We start from the raw sequence: 17,504 nt of genomic DNA, 5'->3' as shown, positions 1-17,504 counted from the left end.
ATGAGCACGCCGGTCGAACAGTTGCGCAACGAGTGGACCACCGACCCGCGGTGGCGGGGTGTCGAACGGACCTACCGGGCCGAGGACGTGGTCCGGCTGCGGGGTGTGGTCACCGAGGAACACACCCTCGCCCGCCGGGGCGCGCAGCGGCTGTGGCGACTGCTGCACACCGAGGACCACGTGCCCGCGCTCGGCGCGCTGACCGGCAACCAGGCCGTGCAGATGGTCCGGGCCGGCCTCAACGCGATCTACCTCTCCGGCTGGCAGGTCGCCGCGGACGCCAACCTGGCCGGCCAGACGTACCCGGACCAGAGCCTCTACCCGGCGAACTCGGTGCCGGCGGCGGTCCGCCGGATCAACAACGCCCTGCTGCGCGCCGGCCAGATCGAGACCGCCGAGGGAGTCGAGCCGTCGGTCGACTGGCTCGCCCCGATCGTCGCCGACGCCGAGGCAGGCTTCGGTGGCGTGCTCAACGCGTACGAGCTGATGACCGCGATGATCGTGGCCGGCGCGGCCGGGGTGCACTGGGAGGACCAGCTCGCCAGCGAGAAGAAGTGCGGCCACCTCGGCGGCAAGGTGCTGATCCCCACCGGGCAGCACATCCGGACCCTCTCCTCGGCCCGGCTCGCCGCCGACGTCGCCGGTGTCCCCTCCGTGATCATCGCCCGTACCGACGCGCACGCCGCGACGCTGCTCACCACCGACACAGACGAGCGGGACCAGCCGTTCCTCACCGGCGAGCGGACCGCCGAGGGCTTCCACCGGGTCCGCAACGGACTGGAGCCGTGCGTCGCCCGGGGACTGGCGTACGCGCCGTACGCCGATCTGCTGTGGATGGAGACCAGCACCCCGGACCTGGAGCTGGCCCGCCGTTTCGCCGAAGCGATCAAGGCCGAGTACCCGGACCAGCTGCTCGCCTACAACTGTTCGCCGTCGTTCAACTGGCGCCGGCACCTCGACGACGCCACCATCGCCAAGTTCCAGCGGGAGCTGGGCCACATGGGGTACAGATTCCAGTTCATCACCCTGGCCGGATTCCACGCCCTCAACTACTCGATGTTCGAGCTGGCCCGGGGCTACGCCACCGGCGGGATGCCGGCGTACGTTGCGCTGCAGGAGCGTGAGTTCGCCGCCGAGCCGGCGGGCTACACCGCGGTCCGGCACCAGCGTGAGGTCGGCACCGGCTACTTCGACCTGATCAGCACGGTGCTCAACCCCACCGCCGAGACCACGGCGCTGCGCGGTTCGACCGAGGAGGAGCAGTTCGGCACCGAGCGGAAGTTCGGCCCGGAGCGGGACGGAGTGCCGGCATGAACATCCAGATCACCGGCCCGATGGCCGACCGCTACGACGAGATCCTCAGCCCCAAGGCGCTGGACTTCCTGGTCGCGCTCGACCGCGAGTTCGCCGCCCGCCGGGTCGCGGTGCTGGACACCCGGCGGGCCCGGCGCGCCCGGTACGCCGAGGGGCAGCTCCCCGGCTTCCTGCCCGAGACGGCGGCCGTTCGGGCCGACCCGGACTGGCGGGTCGCCGCACCCGCCCCCGGACTGGTCGACCGCCGGGTGGAGATCACCGGACCCACCGACCGGCGGATGACCGTCAACGCGCTCAACTCCGGGGCCCGGGTCTGGCTGGCCGACTTCGAGGACGCCCTCACCCCGACCTGGCACAACGTCATCGACGGACAGCTCAACCTGGTCGACGCCATCGACCGGCGGATCGACTTCACCGACGGGCGCGGCAAGCGGTACGCGGTCGGGCCCGACCCGGCCACCATCGTCGTCCGGCCACGGGGCTGGCATCTGGTGGAGAAGCACCTGGTCGTCGACGGCCGGCCGATCTCCGCCAGCCTGGTCGACTTCGGGCTCTACTTCCTGCACTGTGCCCAGCGGCAGCTCGACGCCGGCAGCGGCCCCTACTTCTACCTGCCCAAACTGGAGGACCATCGGGAGGCGCGGCTCTGGAACGACGTGTTCCGCTTCGCCCAGCGGTACCTCGGCATCCCGCACGGCACCATCCGGGCCACCGTGCTGGTCGAGACGATCACCGCCGCCTTCGAGATGGAGGAGATCCTCTACGAGCTGCGCGAACACGCCGCCGGGCTGAACGCCGGCCGCTGGGACTACATCTTCAGCATCATCAAGAACTTCGGCTACCGGGACGACTTCCTGCTCCCGGACCGGGGTGCGGTGACGATGACGGTGCCGTTCATGCGGGCGTACACCGAACTGCTGGTCCGGACCTGTCACCGGCGCGGCGCGCACGCCCTCGGCGGGATGGCCGCCTTCATTCCCAGCCGCGACCCCGAGGTCAACAGCGTGGCGCTGGCCAGGGTGCGGGCGGACAAGGAGCGCGAGGCGGCCGACGGCTTCGACGGTTCCTGGGTGGCCCACCCCGGGCTGGTGGAGATCTGCCGGGAGACCTTCGACGCGGTGCTCGGCGACCGCCCGCACCAGCTCGGACGGCTCCGCGACGAGGTCACCGTCACCGCCGACGACCTGCTGGCGGTCGACCGGACACCGGGACGGGTCAGCGCGGCCGGCCTGCGGGGCAACATCGCGGTGGCGCTGCGCTACCTCGACTCCTGGCTCGGCGGCACCGGTGCCGCCGCCATCTTCAACCTGATGGAGGACGCCGCCACCGCAGAGATCGCCCGCTGCCAGGTCTGGCAGTGGCTGCACCACGCGACGCCGCTGGCCGACGGCGGACGGGTCACCTCCGACCGGGTCCGCGCGCTGGTCGCCGACGAGGTCGCCGCCCTCTGTGCGGAACGCCCGCCGGCCGACCGACAGCGGATCGCCGACGCGGCGGCGATCCTCGAACGCACCGCCCTCGCCGACGACCTCCCGGCCTTCTTCACCACCGAGGCCTACGCCCGCCACATGTAGGGAAGGCCCCCACCAACACGGCGGGCGGGAGTACGGCGGTCAGGCCACCCGGGCGACCGCCCCGGCCGGCGGATCCGGTACGACACCCGGGTGCAGGACCGCCGCGAGCGCCTCGACCCCGTCGACCAGCCGGGGCCCGGGGCGTACCACGAGTCCGTCGGCGTCGATGGCCCAGACCGCTACGCCGGGCAGCCGCTCGGCGACCAGCCGGGCCTGTCCGACCGCACCCTCCAGGTGGAATCCACAGGGGGAGACGATCACCAGGTCCGGGGCGGCGCCGGCAAACTCCTGCCATGTCGTCTGGACCGACCGGGCGCCGGGCCGGGCCGCGACCGGTTCACCGCCGGCGGCCCGGACCAGGTCCGGAACCCAGTGACCGGCGGTGAACGGCGGTTCGACCCACTCCACCACCGCGACCCGGGGCCGGGGGCGTCCGGCGATGGCGGCGGCGACCGTGTCCAGCCGGGTACGCAGCCCCACGACGAGGGCCTCGGCCCGGTCCGGTACGCCGGTCCGGCTCCCCACCGCGACGATGGTGTCGAGCACCTCGTCCAGGCTGTACGGGTCGAGAGAGAGCACGTCGGACCGGCACCCGAGGTAGTCCAGGGCGTTCTCCACCTGGCCGGAGGGGAGCGCGCAGACCCGGCAGAGGTCCTGGGTCAGGATCAGTTCCGGGGCGAGGTCGGCGAGCGCGTCCGCGTGCAGCGTGTAGAGGTCCTCGCCGGCGGCCATCCGCGCCTTGACGTAGTCGTCGATCTCGCCGGGGCTCATGCCCCGGGTGTCTCGGCCGCCGACCACGACGGTCTTGTCGGTACGGGCCGACGGCGGTTCGTCGCACTCGAAGGTGACACCGACAAGGTCGTCACCGAGCCCGAGTGCGTAGACGATCTCGGTGGCGGATGGCAGCAGGGAGACCAGACGCATGTCCCCATCGTGCCGGGCCGGATGACACCCGGATCACCCGGCCCGGTCGTCCGATGCCCGGAGGTTGTCGTCAGGTCAGCCCTGGCGGGCCTTCCAACGCGGGTTGGTGCGGTTGACCACCATCACCCGGCCGTGCCGGCGTACCACCACCGAGCCCGGCTTCTGCTTCAACGCCCGCAGCGAACTACGAACCCTCATGGCCATCCTCCTCGGCTCAGGTCCGGAAACTGGTGTCCGTACGCCGAGCACAACGTCGGGGGAGGCGGTCGGGATTCCGGCGACCGATGGACCGCTGGGTGGTATGAGGTGCTATGTCCGGTTTTAATCGGCGACCCGGGAGTACGCCGTGACCTGGTCGATCCGCAGCCGGACCAGCAGCTCACCCGGTACGGCGTTGCGGGCGCCGAACTCCTCGGCGTGCTCCTCGCCGAGATAGCGGGCGGCGAGCCGGGTGGCCCAGTACCGCATCTCGTCCAGGTTCTCGCTGATCGTCGCCCGGCCCCGCAGGGTGACGAAGGCGAACGGTGGGTTCTCGTCGTCGACACAGAGCGCGGCCCGGCCGTCCCGGAGCAGCGCCCGGCCCTTCACCGAGGTCTTCCCGGTGTTGAAGACCACGTCGTCACGGTCGAGCAGGAACCAGATCGGCACGATGTGCGGCGAACCGTCGGCCCGTACGGTGGCGACCTTGCCGGTCCGGGTCCCCGCCGACACGAAGCTCCGCCATTCCTCCCCGGTCATCCGATACGCCATGTGCCCATAATGCCCTTTGTCCCGACCTGGGTGGATCGTGCTTGGTAAAAACCTCGGAAGAGCGCCGCACCACCGCTGCTCAGAAGTACGTGTGCAGCACGTCGACCACGGTGTCGGTGTCGTCCAGGACCGGGATGTACCGCCACTTGTCGAAGGCGGTGCACGGGTGGGAGATGCCGAAGCAGATCAGGTCGCCCGGGCGGGGGCCGGCCTCCGGCGGCACGCTGAGGAAGGCGTGGTGGTCGTTGAGTCGGGTCACGGTCACGCCGGTCACCTCCGTGACCGAGCCGGAGGTCCGGCGGACCCGCAGCGGGACCGGGAGGCCCTCGTCGTACGGCGCATCGCGCTTGCCCATGGCGACGATCGCCAACCCGGGTTCCGGGGTGGAGATGACCTGGGCCCAGAGTTCCAGCGCCCCGGCCAGCGACCCGTCCTCCGGACTGCGCCGGAACGGCGTGTGTGCGGCGTAGAAGCCGTGGTCGTGGCTGACGTACGCGCCGCTGCGCAGCACCACCCGCAGGTGACGGCCGGGGAGCCAGGCGCCGCCGAGCCGGTCGGCCACCACGTCGAACCAGGCGCTGCCCCCGGCGCTGACGATCACCTCGTCCGGTAGCAGCCCCCGGGCGGCCAGCTCGACCGTCGCCTCCCGGGTCCGGTCGAGGTACGTCGCCACCTCCGTCGCGTCCCGCAGGCCCCCCTCGTACGCGGTCACGCCGTCGAGGCGTACCCGGGCGGTGTCGGCGACCGCCTCGGCGACCTCGACCAGTTGCCGGATGGTCCGACAGCCGGTCCGGCCGCCGGCGTGGCCGAGTTCCGCGAGGACCCGTACCGCTGGGCCGTCCGGCCGGTCGGCGAGGGTGGTGCCGATCGCCTCGACCCCGGCGACCGAGTCCACGAAGAGGTACGCCTCGAAGCCCCGGTCGAGTTCGCCGGCCAGCCAGCGCAGTGGCACCGGGTCGAGCAGTTGGTTGGCGAGCAGCACCCGGGGCACCCCGAGGTGTCGACAGACGAGCAGCTGGTTGGCGGTGGCCACGGTGATCGCCCAGGCTCCGCCGGCGAGTTGGGCGGCGAACAGCGACGGGGCCATGGTCGTCTTGCCGTGCGGGGCGAACGAGAAGCCGTGCCGGGCGCAGAAGTCGGCCATCGTGGTGAGGTTGTGGTGCAGGGCGCTACGGCGGGCGACCAGCGCCGGCCAGCTGACGGCGCCGTCGAACAGCCGGTGGCCGGCGGCGACGAACTCGCTGGCCCGGATCGGTGGTCCCGGCTGCCAGAGGCCCTTGGCCCGCCAGTCGAGCGGTGGCTCGTCGAGGTCCTCGCGCAGCACCGGCCCGCCCTCCCGGTTCGCCTGATCAGGTTCGGATGTGGCTCGCTGTTGGCAGCTGAGATTGCCGGCTCGCCCGCGCCACGTCAACCTCGGACGGCCAGAAGTGGGCGGCGTTCCGGGGATCGGGTGGGGGTCTTGACGAGAGGGGGCGACAGGGCGCACCCTATCCCGACCGTAGTTAACGGACTAATTCCGAACCTGTTGCCCTAGTGTGGACTGGAGCGCCGATGGTGATCGGTCTGGTCATCCACGTCAGCCACCGGGCCGTCTTCGAGGACGCGGCCCGGACCCTGGCCGGGGTGAACCTGGAGTGGATGGTCTACGAGCACGAGGACCAGGTCCGGGACACCGTCGCCGACCGGCTCGCCCGACAGCACGTCGACGGCCTGCTGCTCGGCCCGGTGCCGTACGCGAAGTGCCGGGACCTGCTGCCGCCGGACCTTCCGGTGGCGATCCTCCGCTCGGCCGGGCTGGACCTCTCCCTGGCGCTGTTCAAGGCGCTGTCCCGGGGTTGGCGACCGACACCGGTCAGCATCGACACCTACGACGCCCGCACGGTCGACGAGGTGGCCGGCGCGCTGGACCTGGACCCGGCCGGGATCAGTCTGCTGCCGTACGACCCGGAGCAGACCGTCGCCGAGATCGTCGGATTCCACCGCGCCGCACTGGCCCGGACCGGTGCCGACTACGTGATCAGCCTGCGCACCGCGGTCGCGGAACAGCTGCGCGGGGCCGTCCCGGTGCTCGGCGGACTGCCCGGCCCGGCGACCCTGCGGGCCCAGCTGCACGAGCTGGCGCTGCGGGTGCAGTCGAAACGGGCCAGCGCGCTGCGCTTCGCCGCCGGGGTCTTCCTGGTCGGCCGGACAAACCCGCAACCCGACCTCGACCGGGCCCGGGTAGGCCTGATGAACCTGCTGATCAACACGCCCGAGTTCGGCGACGCCTGGATCGAGAACCGGGGCCGCCGCGGTGTGGTGGTCTTCGCCCACCAGGCCCTCTTCGAACAGGCGACCAACAGCTGGGTGACCCTGCCGGCGCTGGGACAGGCACAGGAGACGCTCGGGATCCGGGTCGCCGCCGGGTTCGGGGTGGGCGCCTCGGCCCGCAGCTGCCTGCAGCTGGCCGAGCGGGCGGCCGCCCGGGCCGAACAGGAGGACACGCCGAGCGCGTACCTGGTCGAGGACAGCGGCGTGATCATCGGGCCGATGAGCCCGGCCGGATCGGCCGTCACCTTCACCTACCGGGGGCACGGCGCCGCACTGGAGCGGATTGCCGCCGAGGTGGGGCTCAGCGCGGCGACGCTGTCGCGGCTGGCGGCCGTCGAACGGTCGCTGGCGGGCCAGGCGATCTCCCCGGGTGACCTCGCCCGACAGCTCGGCATCACCGACCCGAGCGGGCGACGGCTGATCCGCAAACTGAGCGAGTCCGGACTCGTCGAGGTGGAGGGCAGCACCCAACTGCACCGCAAGGGGCGGCCCGCCCGGCTGTACCGACTGCGCATCGGCGCGACGGTCGAGCAGGCCCGATGACCGGGACCAGCGACACCCCCGGCTGGGACCTGCTGCTGACCGGCGGAGACCTGCTCGATCCGGCCGACCGGCGCGCCGGTCCGCACGACATCGCGATCCGGGCCGGTCGGATCGCCGCCGTGGCACCCCGGCTGCCCCGGGCCGGTGTGACCGAGGTGGTCGACCTGACCGGACGGTTGGTCACCCCCGGCCTGGTGGACCTGCACACCCACGTGCATCCCGGTGCGACGTACTGGGGAATCGACCCGGAACCGGTGGCCTGGCGGTCCGGGGTGACCACCTGGGTGGACGCCGGGTCGGCCGGGGCCTGGTCCTTTCCGGCCCTCGCCGCCGCCATCGCCGGCTATCCGGTACGGGTACCCGCCCTGCTGAACATCTCCGCGGCCGGGCTGGTCGCCCCGGTCGGCGAATCCCGGAACCTCGCGAACTGCGACGTCGACCTGGCGGTGGCGACCGTACAGGCGTACCGGGAGACCATCGTCGGCATCAAGGTCCGGATGGATCGGCACAACGTGGGATCACACGGGCTGGCCCCGCTCCGCCGGGCGGTCGAGGCGGCCGCGGCCACCGACCTGCCGGTGATGGTCCACATCGGAGCCGGACCGCCCACGATCGGTCAGCTGCTGCCCCTGCTGCGACCCGGCGACATCATCACGCACTGTGCCAGCGGCATCGCCGCGGGTCCGACCGGGTTCGACCCGGCGGCGAAGGACGCCTACCAGGCGGGCATCCGGTTCGACCTCGGGCACGGCTCCGGCGGCTTCGCCTTCGACGTCCTCGAGGCGCAGCTGGCCGCCGGTTTGCCGCCGCACGCGGTCTCCACCGACCTGCACAGCCGCTCGCTGCACGGCCCGGTCTTCGACCTGCCGACCACGATGGCCAAGCTGCTGGCCGTCGGGATGAGCCTGGAACAGGTGGTCGCGGCGGCGACGATCGGACCGGCCCGGGCACTCGGCCTCACCGACGGAGCCGGCACGCTCGCGATCGGCGCGCCGGCCGACCTCGCCGTCTTCACCGTCGAACCCGACCGGTTCGAGCTGTCCGACGTGCACGGACAACGCCGTACGTCGCCGATCCGGCTGGTCAACGAGGTGACGTACCGGGCCGGCCGGCCGATGCCGCCCCGGCTGTCCGGGCCCGTCCCGCCGTGGGTCCCGCTCACCGACGCCCAACGGCACGCACTCGCCGAACGGGACCGGGCGGTACGTCGACTGCTGACCACACCCCTGGTGGGCCCGGACGGGCTCGCCGAACAGTTCCCCCGAGACGGAGGCTGACCCATGCCCAAGCGGATCGTCGTCGCCGAGCAGGCGGCACCACCCGGCGGCCCCTACTCCCACGCGGTGGTCGCCGGCGACTTCGCGTACCTCTCCGGCGCCTGCCCGGTGCTACCGGACGGCACCTGGGTGAAGGGTGACTTCGCCGCGCAGGCGCGAGCCGCGTTCGGCAACCTGGCCCGGGTGGCCGAGGCGGCCGGCGGCGACCTGACCGACGCGGTACGGGTCGGGGTGTACCTGCGCGACTTCGCCGACTTCCCGGCGATGAACGAGATCTACCGGGAGTTCTTCGGCGCCGAGAACCTGCCGGCCCGGACCACCCTGCCGGTCGCGTTGAACGGCTTCGACATCGAGGTCGACGCGGTCCTCCACCTCGGCGGGTAGCCGGACGCGGCGCCCCGGCCCGTAGGACATCCAAGCCGACCCACCCCGAACCTGGCTCGCTACCAGAGGGAGACAACCTGTGCGGAAACTCCTCGTCCTGACCGCGCTCGGCGCCCTCGTCCTCGGCGCCGCGGCCTGCGCACCCTCCACCGACCAACCGACCACCAACACCGACTCCCGGACCGGCACCCTGCGGGTCTGGCTCTTCGACGAGGCCAACCGGACCGCCAAGGAGGCGGTGGTCAACGAGGCGATCGCCGAGTTCAGGACCCGCCACCAGGACGTCACGGTCGACGTCAGCTACCTCGCCACCGACACCCGGGCCGAGCGGTACCGGGGTGCGCTCAACGACCCGGCGAGCGCGCCGGACGTGACCGAGATCGGCAACACCGACCTGGCGAGCTTCGTCGCCTCGAACGGGATGGCCGACGTCACCGAGGAGAACCGGAACTGGGCCGAGGCCGCCGACCTGCCGCCCGACCTGGTCAGCACGGTGACCGTGGGCGACAAGGCGTACGGCGTACCGTGGTGGATCGGGGTACGGGCCCTGTACTACCGCACCGACGTCTTCGCCGCCCTCGACCTCGAACCGCCGACCTCGTACGCCGAACTGGTCACCGCCGCGAAGAAGGTGCGGGCGGAGAACCCGGAGATGCTCGGCATCGCGGTCGGCGGGCTCTACACCTTCGGCGCCCTGCCGTTCGTCTGGGACGCCGGCGGCGACATCGCCACCGGGTCGGCCGGCGGCTACACCGCCGCCATCGACTCACCGGCGGCCAGGGCCGGCGTCAAGGCGTACACCGACCTGTTCAGCCCGGACATCTGCCCGGCGCAGCAGTGCGTCGACCTGACCGGCGGCGGCACCGTCGAGGCGTTCGCGGCCGGCCGGGCCGGGATGGCCATCCTCGGCAACTTCAACCGTTCGGCGGTCGACGCCGGCGCGGTCAAGGGGAAGTACGGCGTCGTCCCGCTGCCCGGAGCCAGGCCCGGCTCGATCGCACCCGCCTTCGCCGGCGGCAGCAGCCTCGGCGTCTTCCGCTCCACCGGCCACCGCACCCTCGCGGTCGAGTTCATGCAGCTGCTGGCGAGCCGGAAGTACACGCTGAAGCTGTACGACGCGATGGGCTTCGTACCGGCGATGCGGTCGGCCCGGACGGAGGTGATCGGCAAGGAGCCGTTCCTCAAGCCGTTCGTCGACACGATGGACGCCGGTACGCGGTTCGTCCCGGTCGACAAGGCGTGGACCACCATCGACGCCGAACGGATCCTGCCGAACATGCTGCAGAAGATCATCACAGGTCGGGCGACCGTGGACGCGGCGACGGCCGAGGCGAAGACCCAGATCAGCACGGCGTTCGGGAAGTAGCCACCGGTGTCCGTGACGATCCGCCGGCGGCGGCTGACGCCCCTGTGGTTGCTGCTGCCGGCGTTCGCCGTACTGGTGCCGATGTTCGCGTACCCGCTCTACCAGCTTGGGCTGCTCTCCCTCTTCGAGTACGGGCAGCCGCAGGTCAGTGGCGGCGTACCGGCCCGGTTCCTGGGTGTCGGCAACTACCGGACGCTCGTCGCCGACCCGACGTTCTGGACCGTGCTCGGCCAGACGGTGCTCTTCGCCGCCGGCTGTGTGGTGGTGACCCTGGCGGTCGGCGCGGCACTGGCGGTGCTGTTGACCCGGGTCGGCCGGGTGGCCCGGGCGGTCCTGTCGTTCGCGGCGCTGACCGCCTGGGCCGCACCGGCGATGACCGGCTCGGTGGTCTGGATGTTCCTCTTCGACAGCAACCTGGGCCTGGTCAACGAGGTGCTCGGGCTGGGCGCGTACAACTGGCTCTACGACCGTACGGTGGCGTTCGCGCTGGTCGGCGCGGTGGTGGTCTGGCACTCCTTCCCGTTCGTGATGATCACCCTGTACGCCGGCATCGAGGCGATCCCCCACTCGGTGCGGGAGGCGGCCGCGCTGGACGGCGCGGGTGCGTTCACCACCTTCCGGCGGATCATCGCGCCGATGTTGCGGCCCCTCATCGTGATCGTGGTGATCCAGTCGATCATCTGGGACTTCAAGGTCTTCACCCAGATCTACGTGATGACCCGGGGTGGCGGCATCGCCGGCCAGAACCTGGTGCTCAACGTGTACGCCTACCAGAAGGCCTTCGCCTCCGCCCAGTACGGCCTCGGCTCGGCGATCGGAGTCGTGATGACGGTGATCCTGCTCGTGGTGACCCTGCTCTACCTGCGCGCCCTCCGCCGCACCACCGGCGAGTCCCTGTGAGTGCGAGGAGTGAGCGGGGTGTGCGAGCCCCGCAGTCACGAACGGACGGGGGTGCGGTGAGTGCGAGGAGTGAGCGGGGTGTGCGAGCCCCGCAGTCGCGAACGGACGGGGGTGCGGTGAGTGCGAGGAGTGAGCGGGGTGTGCGAGCCCCGCAGTCGCGAACGGACGGGGGTGCGGTGAGTGCGAGGAGTGAGCGGGGTGTGCGAGCCCCGCAGTCACGAACGGACGGGGGTGCGGTGAGTGCGAGGAGTGAGCGGGGTGTGCGAGCCCCGCAGTCACGAACGGACGGAAGTTGGGTGAGGACGAGCAGGAGTGGGCGGGGCACGACCCGGGTGTGGCGTCGGGCCGCCGACGCGGTCGCGGTCGGCGTCGCCGCGGTCACGGTCTTCCCGATCTACTGGATGGTGCTCTCCGCGCTGAAGCCGACCGGCGAGATCCTGTCCGCCGATCCGCGACCGTGGACCCTGCACCCGACCCTGGAGCACTTCCGTTCGGCACTCGGGGTCAGCGGATTCGGCCGGTACTTTCTGAACAGCCTGGTCGTGGCGCTGTCCGTGGTGGCGTTGAGCGCGCTGGTCGCGTTCCTGGCGGCGGTGGCGCTGACCCGCTACCGGTTCCGTACCCGCACCACGATCCTGGTGCTCTTTCTGATCGCCCAGATGGTGCCGGTCGAGGCGTTGAGCATTCCGCTCTTCTTCCAGATCCGCGACCTCGGCCGGAGCGTACCCGGGGTCGGGCTGAACACCCTCGGCTCGCTGGTGCTGGTGCAGTTGGCCTTCAGTCTGCCGTTCGCGATCTGGATGCTGCGCGGTTTTGTCGCGGCGGTGCCGCCGGAGGTGGAGGAGGCCGCCACCCTGGACGGCGCCGGCCGGTTCACCATCCTCTGGCGGATCCTCTTCCCACTGGTGGCGCCGGGTCTCGCCGCGACCTCCGTGTTCTCCTTCATCACCGCGTGGAACGACTTCCTGTTCGCCCGGACGTTCATCATCAGCGCCACCGAGAACCAGACCCTGCCGGCCGCGCTGCTGGTCTTCTTCAAACCGGACGAGAACGACTGGGGCGGCATCATGGCCGCCTCCACCCTGATGACCATCCCGGTGCTGGTGTTCTTCGTCTTCGTCAGGCGCCGCCTGGTCTCCGGCCTCGGTGGCGCGGTGAAGGACTGATGGAGGTCACGAGCGAGGCGGTCAACCTGCTGCCCCATCCGGTCGACCTCCGGGCCGGTTCCGGCGGCTGCCCGCTGACCCCGACCACCACGCTCGCCGCCGACCCCGCCTGTGCCGGGGTCGCCCGGTGGCTGCGGGAGACCCTGTCCCGGAGCACCGGCCTGCCGCTGCCCGCTGTCGGGCCCGGGGCGGACCCGCCGGCCGTCGTGCCACCGGACGGCGCCGGGCCGGCCACCGGCATCAGACTCTCCGTCGACCCCGCACTGCCCGCCGAGGGCTACCGGCTACGGGTACGCCCCGACGGTGTCACCGTCACCGGTGGTACGCCGGCCGGCGTCTTCTACGGTGCGCAGACCCTGCTCCAACTGCTGCCCCCGACGGTGTACCGGCGGGCGCCGGTGTCTTCCGGCCCGTGGACCGTACCGGTGGTGGAGATCGACGACCGGCCGCGTTTCGGCTGGCGGGGCTTCATGCTGGACGTCGCCCGGCACTTCATGCCGGTCGCCGGGGTGCTGCGGATCATCGACCTGCTCGCCGCGCACAAGCTCAACGTGCTGCACCTGCACCTCACCGACGACCAGGGTTGGCGGGTGCAGATCCGGCGCTACCCGCGGTTGACCGAGGTCGGGGCGGGGCGGGCCGAGTCGATGGTCGGCTCGCGCCAGCACGAGCGGTTCGACGGGCGGCCGCACGGCGGCTACTACACCCAGGACGACCTGCGGGAGATCGTGGCGTATGCGGCGCAGCGGTTCGTCACGGTGGTGCCGGAGATCGACCTGCCCGGCCACACCCAGGCGGCGATCGCCGCGTACCCGGAACTCGGCAACCGGCCCGACCAGCCGGTCACCGTCTCCACCCGGTGGGGGGTCTCGTCCCGGGTCCTGAACGTCTCCGACGAGACGGTCGCCTTCTTCCGCAACGTTCTGGACGAGGTGATGGAGCTCTTCCCGAGCCGACACATCGGGATCGGCGGTGACGAGTGCCGCAAGGACGAGTGGCGGACCAGCCTCGCCGCCCAGCGACGGATCCGCGAGCTCGGGCTCGCCGACGAGGACGCGCTGCAGGCCTGGTTCGTCCGACAGTTCCAGGAGCATCTCACCGCCGCCGGCCGGGTGGCGTACGGCTGGGACGAGATCCTGGAGGGCGGCCCGCCACCCGGCGCCACCGTCGCCGCCTGGCGGGGGCCGGCCCTGGCGGTGGCGGCGGCCCGGGCCGGTCACGACGTCGTCGCCTGCTGGGACAGTGCCGCCTACCTGGACTACCGGCAGTCCGCGGATCCGGGCGAGCCGATCCCGGTCGGTACCGTGCTCGACGTGGCGGCGGTCCGGGCCTTCGAACCGGTGCCGCCGGAGCTTCCGGCCGACCTGCGGCACCGGATCCTCGGCGCCCAGTGCAATCTCTGGACCGAGCACGCCGACAGTCCCCGGGCCGTCGACTACCTGGCCTTTCCCCGCCTCTCCGGATTCGCCGAGGCGGTCTGGTCGCCGTCGGGGGCCGCCCCGTGGCAGGGCTTCTCCCGGCGTCTGGCCGGGCACCTCGACCGGTTGACCGCGATGGGGGTGGAGCACCGCCCGCCCGACGGGCCGCTGCCCTGGCAGCGCCGGCCGGACGCGCGCGGCTGGCCCCGTGAGCCCGCCGACCGGGCGGCCGAACTCGCCGCCCTCACCGGCAACGTGCTGTCGACACCCGCCGCCGGTCACCCGACCGGCCGCCCCGGACCTACATGAAGTTGCGGGTGTGCAGGGCCGACACGGCCGCCGCCTCGTCGTCCGGAAAGCCGATGTACTCCAGCCGTCGACGTCGACCGGCGTCCATCGCCTCCTGCAGCCGGAGCACCTCCTGCCACCCCCGGGCGATCGCCGCCGGTTTCCACGAACCGGCGGCCAGCACCACCAGCGCGTCGAAGACCTGCCGGTTCAGGCCGGCGGTGTCGGCCAGTACCGCGTGGCGGCGTTCGACCGCGTTACGCAGCCGGTGCAGGAAGGCCGGGTCGGCGCGGACCACGTGCGCGGTGTGCGCGACCCCGAACGCGACGTGCCGAGCCTCGTCGCGGGCCGCGAGCCGGGTGACGTCGGCGGTGACCGGGTCGGGGGCGTGCCGGTGCAGGAAGTGCAGCAGGTCCAGGAAGCTTCCCTCACCGAGCACGGAGAGCAGGAACGAGGCGAGGGTGAAGTCCGGTTCGGCCAGCAGGGTCTGCAGCGAGGCCCGCCCACCGGCGCCGGAGAGCCCGAGTACGTCCCGCCGCAGCAACGCCCGACGGGTGAAGATCTCGACGTGCCGGGCCTCGTCCGCAGCCTGGGCCGCCAGCAGTTGCATCACCTCGCGGTAGTGCGGGTGCAGCCGGGCGAGCATCCGGGCCGGGATCATGAGCGCGGCCTGCTCGTTCTCCACCAGGTACGTCATCACCTGCACGACGAGGTCCTCGACGTCCTCCGGCACCGAACCGGCCGCCGCCCAGTCGACCGCGGTCGCCGGGTCCCACTGGTTCGCGGTCGCCTGCGCGTACAGCCGGGGTGCGATGTCGGCCCAGACGAGGTCGCGGTCGACCCAGTCCACGGCGAGCGGTGGACCACCCGGCTCGACCAGCGCGCCCCGGGCCGCCAGACCCCACTCCCGATCCGCGTGCGGTACGACGTCGGCGGCGGTCCGGCCGGCCCGCCGCGCCCCCCGCCACCGGTCGAGGTCGGCGCTGCCCCGGAGCACGGTCCGGGTGATCACCCCCGGGCCGGACGTCGCCGCCGACCCGTACCGGCCGCCGGTCGACACCTCCCCGCCCAGGTCACCGGTCGCGGTTGACATGGCTCCGCCCGGATTCCGCTCGTCCGGTCCGGGTTCGAGCCGGTGTCCCTCGGCCCGGCACCAGGCCGCCAGGTGCAGGCCGAGTGCCGGGTGACGGCCGTGCACGACCAGCCGGTCACCGGGGGAGAGCCCGGCCAGCGCCCGGTCGACCAGCAGGTGCCCGCCGGCGTCGAAGCCGAGGTCGTCAAGGTGAACGATGGCCGGCACCGAGGGCTCCGTCGGCTTGGTAGAAACCGGTGTCGGTGACCGCCCGGTCCAGTGCGGCGTACCGGTCGGTGCGGCCCGGCAGCCACTGCTTCAGTCCTTCGAGATCGAGCAGCGGACGGGCGGTGTCGTCCGCGTAGGACATTCCCAGCAGCAGGCCACCGAAGGTGTCGACGAGCGCGGAGTCGGCCCGGGGCCCGACGGTCATGGTGCAGTGGTCGTACGGTTCGGTCCGGGCGAGCACCCGTACCGAACCGGCCGGCAGGGTGCCCTCCCGCCCGAACAGCAGCAGGCTCGCGTCGAGCAGGCAGGCCGCGTCGGCCCGCCCGGTGCGCAGCGCCTCGGCGGCGTCCCGTTCGCCGCCGACGTGGTCACCGTGCAGACCGACGCCCACGTCGAAGCGGAGCAGGTCGAGCTCCTTCTCCGGGTCGACGCCGGCGTCGCGGAGCAGCGCCAGTGGCAGCAGTGTCGCCTGGGGTGAGTCGACGGCACCGGTGGCGACGGTCCGGCCGCGCAGGTCGGCGGGGGAGTGCAGGTCCGAGTCGGCTCGGACCACGATCACCGAGGTGAGGTCGCGGTCGGTGTCGCGCATCGCGACGGCGCGTACGGTGACGTTCCGGGCCCGGGCCAGCCGGTGGGCGCGGATCCAGGCCAGCGGTGAGTTCCAGGCCAGGTCGACCCGGCCGGCGAGCAGGTCGTCGACCTGCCGCTCGTAGTGGGCGTAGAGGACGTAGTCGAGGTCCAGGCCCCGCTGTGCGAACCAGGACCGGAAGCCGGTCCAGATGGTGACCACCTTGGGGTCGTAGGCGACCGCGCCGAGCAGCAGGGTGCGGGTCATCCGGCCGTTCCGTCCAGCAGTGGCAGGCCGCAGAGCGCCCGGCCGACGAAGTCCAGCAGCGCCGACGTGGTCGGGGCCATCACCCTGGCGGCCCGGGAGTCCCGGAACCGGCGTTCGATGCCGAGTTCGCGGCGGAACGCGGCACCGCCGCACGCCGTCATGGCCAGGTCGGCCACCTCGGCGGCGCCGCTGTCCGCCGCCGCCTTGACCTCCAGGACCAGCAGTTGGGCGTCGTCGCGACCCTCCTCCAGCGCGGCCAGGGTGCGGTCGAGGAGTGCGGTGGTGCGGTCGGTCTCGATCCGCATCCGGGCCAGCAGTGCCCGGGACTCGGGCTGCTGTGCCAGGGACCGGTCCAGGTGACGCAGGTGGGTACGGGTCAGGTGTTCCGCCGTCTCGCCGGTCACCGCCTGCATGAGCCCGCTGCTCGCGGCGGCGTTGAGCAGGAGGAACCACGGCAGTACGGCGGAGAGTGCCAGGTCGAGGCCGGCGCCGTCGGTGCCGAGCAGGGCCGTACGGGAGACCGTCAGGTCGGTGCCGGTGACCGGGCGGGAGTCGTTGCCGCGCAGGCCCAGCCCGTCGAATTCGGGACCGACCGACAGTCCGGGGGTGTCGGTCGGGACCAGCCACAGTGTCATCGGCCCGGGTGCGGCGAGTGGCCGGCTCGACCAGATGTAGCTGTCGGCGTGGCTGGCCGAGGTGACCCAGCTCTTGCGGGCGTCGAGTCGGATCTTGTCGCCGTCCCCGGTCGCGGTGCCCAGTGGCGCCCAGAAGTGGCTCCGGGAGCCGGTTTCGGAGAAGGCGAGGGTGGTCAGGTGCCGTCCGGCGGCGATCTCCCGCAGCACGTCCGCCCGGTCGGCGGCGACCAGGGCAGCAACCGCGCTGTAGTGCATCATCACCACCATCGCGGTCGAGCCGCAGGCGGTGGAGAGTTGCCGGACGACGTCGGCGGCGGCGGGTAGGCCCGCGCCGCCTCCACCGTGGCGGCTCGGCACGGTGAGGGCGAGCAGACCCGCGTCGGCCAGCGCGTCCACCGCCTCGCGGGGGAAGGTGGCGGTCCGATCGACGGTACCCGCCGAGGGTACGACGATCTCCTTGACGATGCGCTCCAACGGATCCTGGTAGGTCACGCGTCCTCCCGGAAAGTGGGCCGCCATC

The 17,504-nt window shown here is 72.2% G+C and carries 16 protein-coding genes; 9 read left to right on the top strand and 7 right to left on the bottom strand.

Features of this window, described 5'->3' with window-relative positions:
* On the top strand, positions 1-1,314 hold the full coding sequence (aceA, locus tag ABGB21_RS30260) for an isocitrate lyase (RefSeq protein ID WP_347680632.1): 1,314 nt from the start codon (positions 1-3) through the stop codon (positions 1,312-1,314).
* On the top strand, positions 1,311-2,888 hold the full coding sequence (gene aceB / locus ABGB21_RS30255; protein WP_347680630.1) for a malate synthase A: 1,578 nt from the start codon (positions 1,311-1,313) through the stop codon (positions 2,886-2,888). Before aceA ends, aceB begins: the two co-directional genes overlap by 4 nt.
* 39 nt (positions 2,889-2,927) lie before the next feature.
* Here aceB and ABGB21_RS30250 read toward each other — a convergent pair whose 3' ends face one another.
* From ABGB21_RS30250 to ABGB21_RS30235, 4 genes are all read right to left on the bottom strand, one after another.
* Complete coding sequence (locus tag ABGB21_RS30250; RefSeq protein WP_347680628.1) at positions 2,928-3,812, bottom strand: ABC transporter substrate-binding protein; 885 nt, start codon at positions 3,810-3,812, stop codon at positions 2,928-2,930.
* A gap of 75 nt (positions 3,813-3,887) precedes the next feature.
* Positions 3,888-4,010, bottom strand: a complete 123-nt coding sequence (locus ABGB21_RS30245; protein ID WP_347656654.1) for a ribosomal protein bL36 — start codon at positions 4,008-4,010, stop codon at positions 3,888-3,890.
* Positions 4,011-4,133: 123 nt separating this feature from the next.
* Entirely contained in the window at positions 4,134-4,562 is a 429-nt protein-coding gene (locus ABGB21_RS30240) for a PPOX class F420-dependent oxidoreductase (RefSeq protein ID WP_347680626.1), read from the bottom strand.
* 79 nt (positions 4,563-4,641) lie between these two features.
* On the bottom strand, positions 4,642-5,886 hold the full coding sequence (locus ABGB21_RS30235; RefSeq protein WP_347680624.1) for an alanine racemase: 1,245 nt from the start codon (positions 5,884-5,886) through the stop codon (positions 4,642-4,644).
* A gap of 227 nt (positions 5,887-6,113) precedes the next feature.
* On the opposite strand from ABGB21_RS30235, the gene ABGB21_RS30230 reads away from it, so the two are divergent.
* The 7 genes from ABGB21_RS30230 (at position 6,114) to ABGB21_RS30200 (ending at position 14,235) form a co-directional block, all read left to right on the top strand.
* On the top strand, positions 6,114-7,415 hold the full coding sequence (locus tag ABGB21_RS30230) for a helix-turn-helix domain-containing protein (RefSeq protein WP_347656648.1): 1,302 nt from the start codon (positions 6,114-6,116) through the stop codon (positions 7,413-7,415).
* Complete coding sequence (locus tag ABGB21_RS30225; RefSeq protein ID WP_347656646.1) at positions 7,412-8,692, top strand: amidohydrolase/deacetylase family metallohydrolase; 1,281 nt, start codon at positions 7,412-7,414, stop codon at positions 8,690-8,692. The genes ABGB21_RS30230 and ABGB21_RS30225 overlap by 4 nt, the downstream gene beginning before the upstream one ends.
* Positions 8,693-8,695: 3 nt before the next feature.
* The gene (locus ABGB21_RS30220; protein ID WP_347656644.1) at positions 8,696-9,076 is read left to right on the top strand and encodes a RidA family protein; all 381 of its coding nucleotides are present in this window, start codon (positions 8,696-8,698) and stop codon (positions 9,074-9,076) included.
* A 79-nt stretch (positions 9,077-9,155) separates the two neighbouring features.
* Positions 9,156-10,442, top strand: coding sequence for an extracellular solute-binding protein (locus ABGB21_RS30215; protein WP_347680622.1), 1,287 nt, complete (start codon positions 9,156-9,158; stop codon positions 10,440-10,442).
* A 6-nt stretch (positions 10,443-10,448) separates the two neighbouring features.
* A complete protein-coding gene (locus ABGB21_RS30210) occupies positions 10,449-11,342 on the top strand; it encodes a sugar ABC transporter permease (protein WP_347656641.1) in 894 nt (297 codons plus the stop codon).
* Positions 11,343-11,638: 296 nt separating this feature from the next.
* Positions 11,639-12,508 (top strand): carbohydrate ABC transporter permease, encoded by an 870-nt coding sequence (locus tag ABGB21_RS30205; RefSeq protein ID WP_347656639.1) that lies wholly within the window; start codon positions 11,639-11,641, stop codon positions 12,506-12,508.
* Entirely contained in the window at positions 12,508-14,235 is a 1,728-nt protein-coding gene (locus tag ABGB21_RS30200) for a beta-N-acetylhexosaminidase (RefSeq protein WP_347680620.1), read from the top strand. Before ABGB21_RS30205 ends, ABGB21_RS30200 begins: the two co-directional genes overlap by 1 nt.
* Here ABGB21_RS30200 and ABGB21_RS30195 read toward each other — a convergent pair.
* Genes ABGB21_RS30195 through ABGB21_RS30185 form a run of 3 tightly spaced genes read right to left on the bottom strand, consistent with a single transcriptional unit; the run spans position 14,228 to position 17,476 of the window.
* Positions 14,228-15,514, bottom strand: coding sequence for a ferritin-like domain-containing protein (locus ABGB21_RS30195; RefSeq protein ID WP_347656635.1), 1,287 nt, complete (start codon positions 15,512-15,514; stop codon positions 14,228-14,230). The genes ABGB21_RS30200 and ABGB21_RS30195 overlap by 8 nt on opposite strands.
* Positions 15,492-16,349 carry a phosphate/phosphite/phosphonate ABC transporter substrate-binding protein gene (locus ABGB21_RS30190; protein ID WP_347656633.1) on the bottom strand — a complete coding sequence of 286 codons (858 nt, stop codon included), beginning with the start codon at positions 16,347-16,349 and terminating at the stop codon, positions 15,492-15,494. The genes ABGB21_RS30195 and ABGB21_RS30190 overlap by 23 nt, the downstream gene beginning before the upstream one ends.
* Complete coding sequence (locus ABGB21_RS30185; protein WP_347680618.1) at positions 16,346-17,476, bottom strand: acyl-CoA dehydrogenase family protein; 1,131 nt, start codon at positions 17,474-17,476, stop codon at positions 16,346-16,348. The genes ABGB21_RS30190 and ABGB21_RS30185 overlap by 4 nt, the downstream gene beginning before the upstream one ends.
* Positions 17,477-17,504: the final 28 nt, after the last annotated feature.

Source organism: Plantactinospora sp. B24E8 (assembly GCF_039871735.1).
Lineage (GTDB): Bacteria > Actinomycetota > Actinomycetes > Mycobacteriales > Micromonosporaceae > Plantactinospora.
The sequence above is the reverse complement of the archived record's forward strand: the minus strand, read 5'-3'. Positions and strand labels throughout refer to the sequence as shown.

Excerpts from the sequence above, each read along its gene's own strand:
- ABGB21_RS30200 (WP_347680620.1), top strand. The coding sequence starts at position 12,508 with ATGGAGGTCACGAGCGAGGCGGTCAACCTGCTGCCCCATCCGGTCGAC.
- ABGB21_RS30220 (WP_347656644.1), top strand. The coding sequence starts at position 8,696 with ATGCCCAAGCGGATCGTCGTCGCCGAGCAGGCGGCACCACCCGGCGGC.
- ABGB21_RS30250 (WP_347680628.1), bottom strand. The coding sequence starts at position 3,812 with ATGCGTCTGGTCTCCCTGCTGCCATCCGCCACCGAGATCGTCTACGCA.
- ABGB21_RS30230 (WP_347656648.1), top strand. The coding sequence starts at position 6,114 with ATGGTGATCGGTCTGGTCATCCACGTCAGCCACCGGGCCGTCTTCGAG.
- aceB (WP_347680630.1), top strand. The coding sequence starts at position 1,311 with ATGAACATCCAGATCACCGGCCCGATGGCCGACCGCTACGACGAGATC.
- ABGB21_RS30190 (WP_347656633.1), bottom strand. The coding sequence starts at position 16,349 with ATGACCCGCACCCTGCTGCTCGGCGCGGTCGCCTACGACCCCAAGGTG.
- ABGB21_RS30240 (WP_347680626.1), bottom strand. The coding sequence starts at position 4,562 with ATGGCGTATCGGATGACCGGGGAGGAATGGCGGAGCTTCGTGTCGGCG.
- ABGB21_RS30245 (WP_347656654.1), bottom strand. The coding sequence starts at position 4,010 with ATGAGGGTTCGTAGTTCGCTGCGGGCGTTGAAGCAGAAGCCGGGCTCG.
- ABGB21_RS30225 (WP_347656646.1), top strand. The coding sequence starts at position 7,412 with ATGACCGGGACCAGCGACACCCCCGGCTGGGACCTGCTGCTGACCGGC.
- aceA (WP_347680632.1), top strand. The coding sequence starts at position 1 with ATGAGCACGCCGGTCGAACAGTTGCGCAACGAGTGGACCACCGACCCG.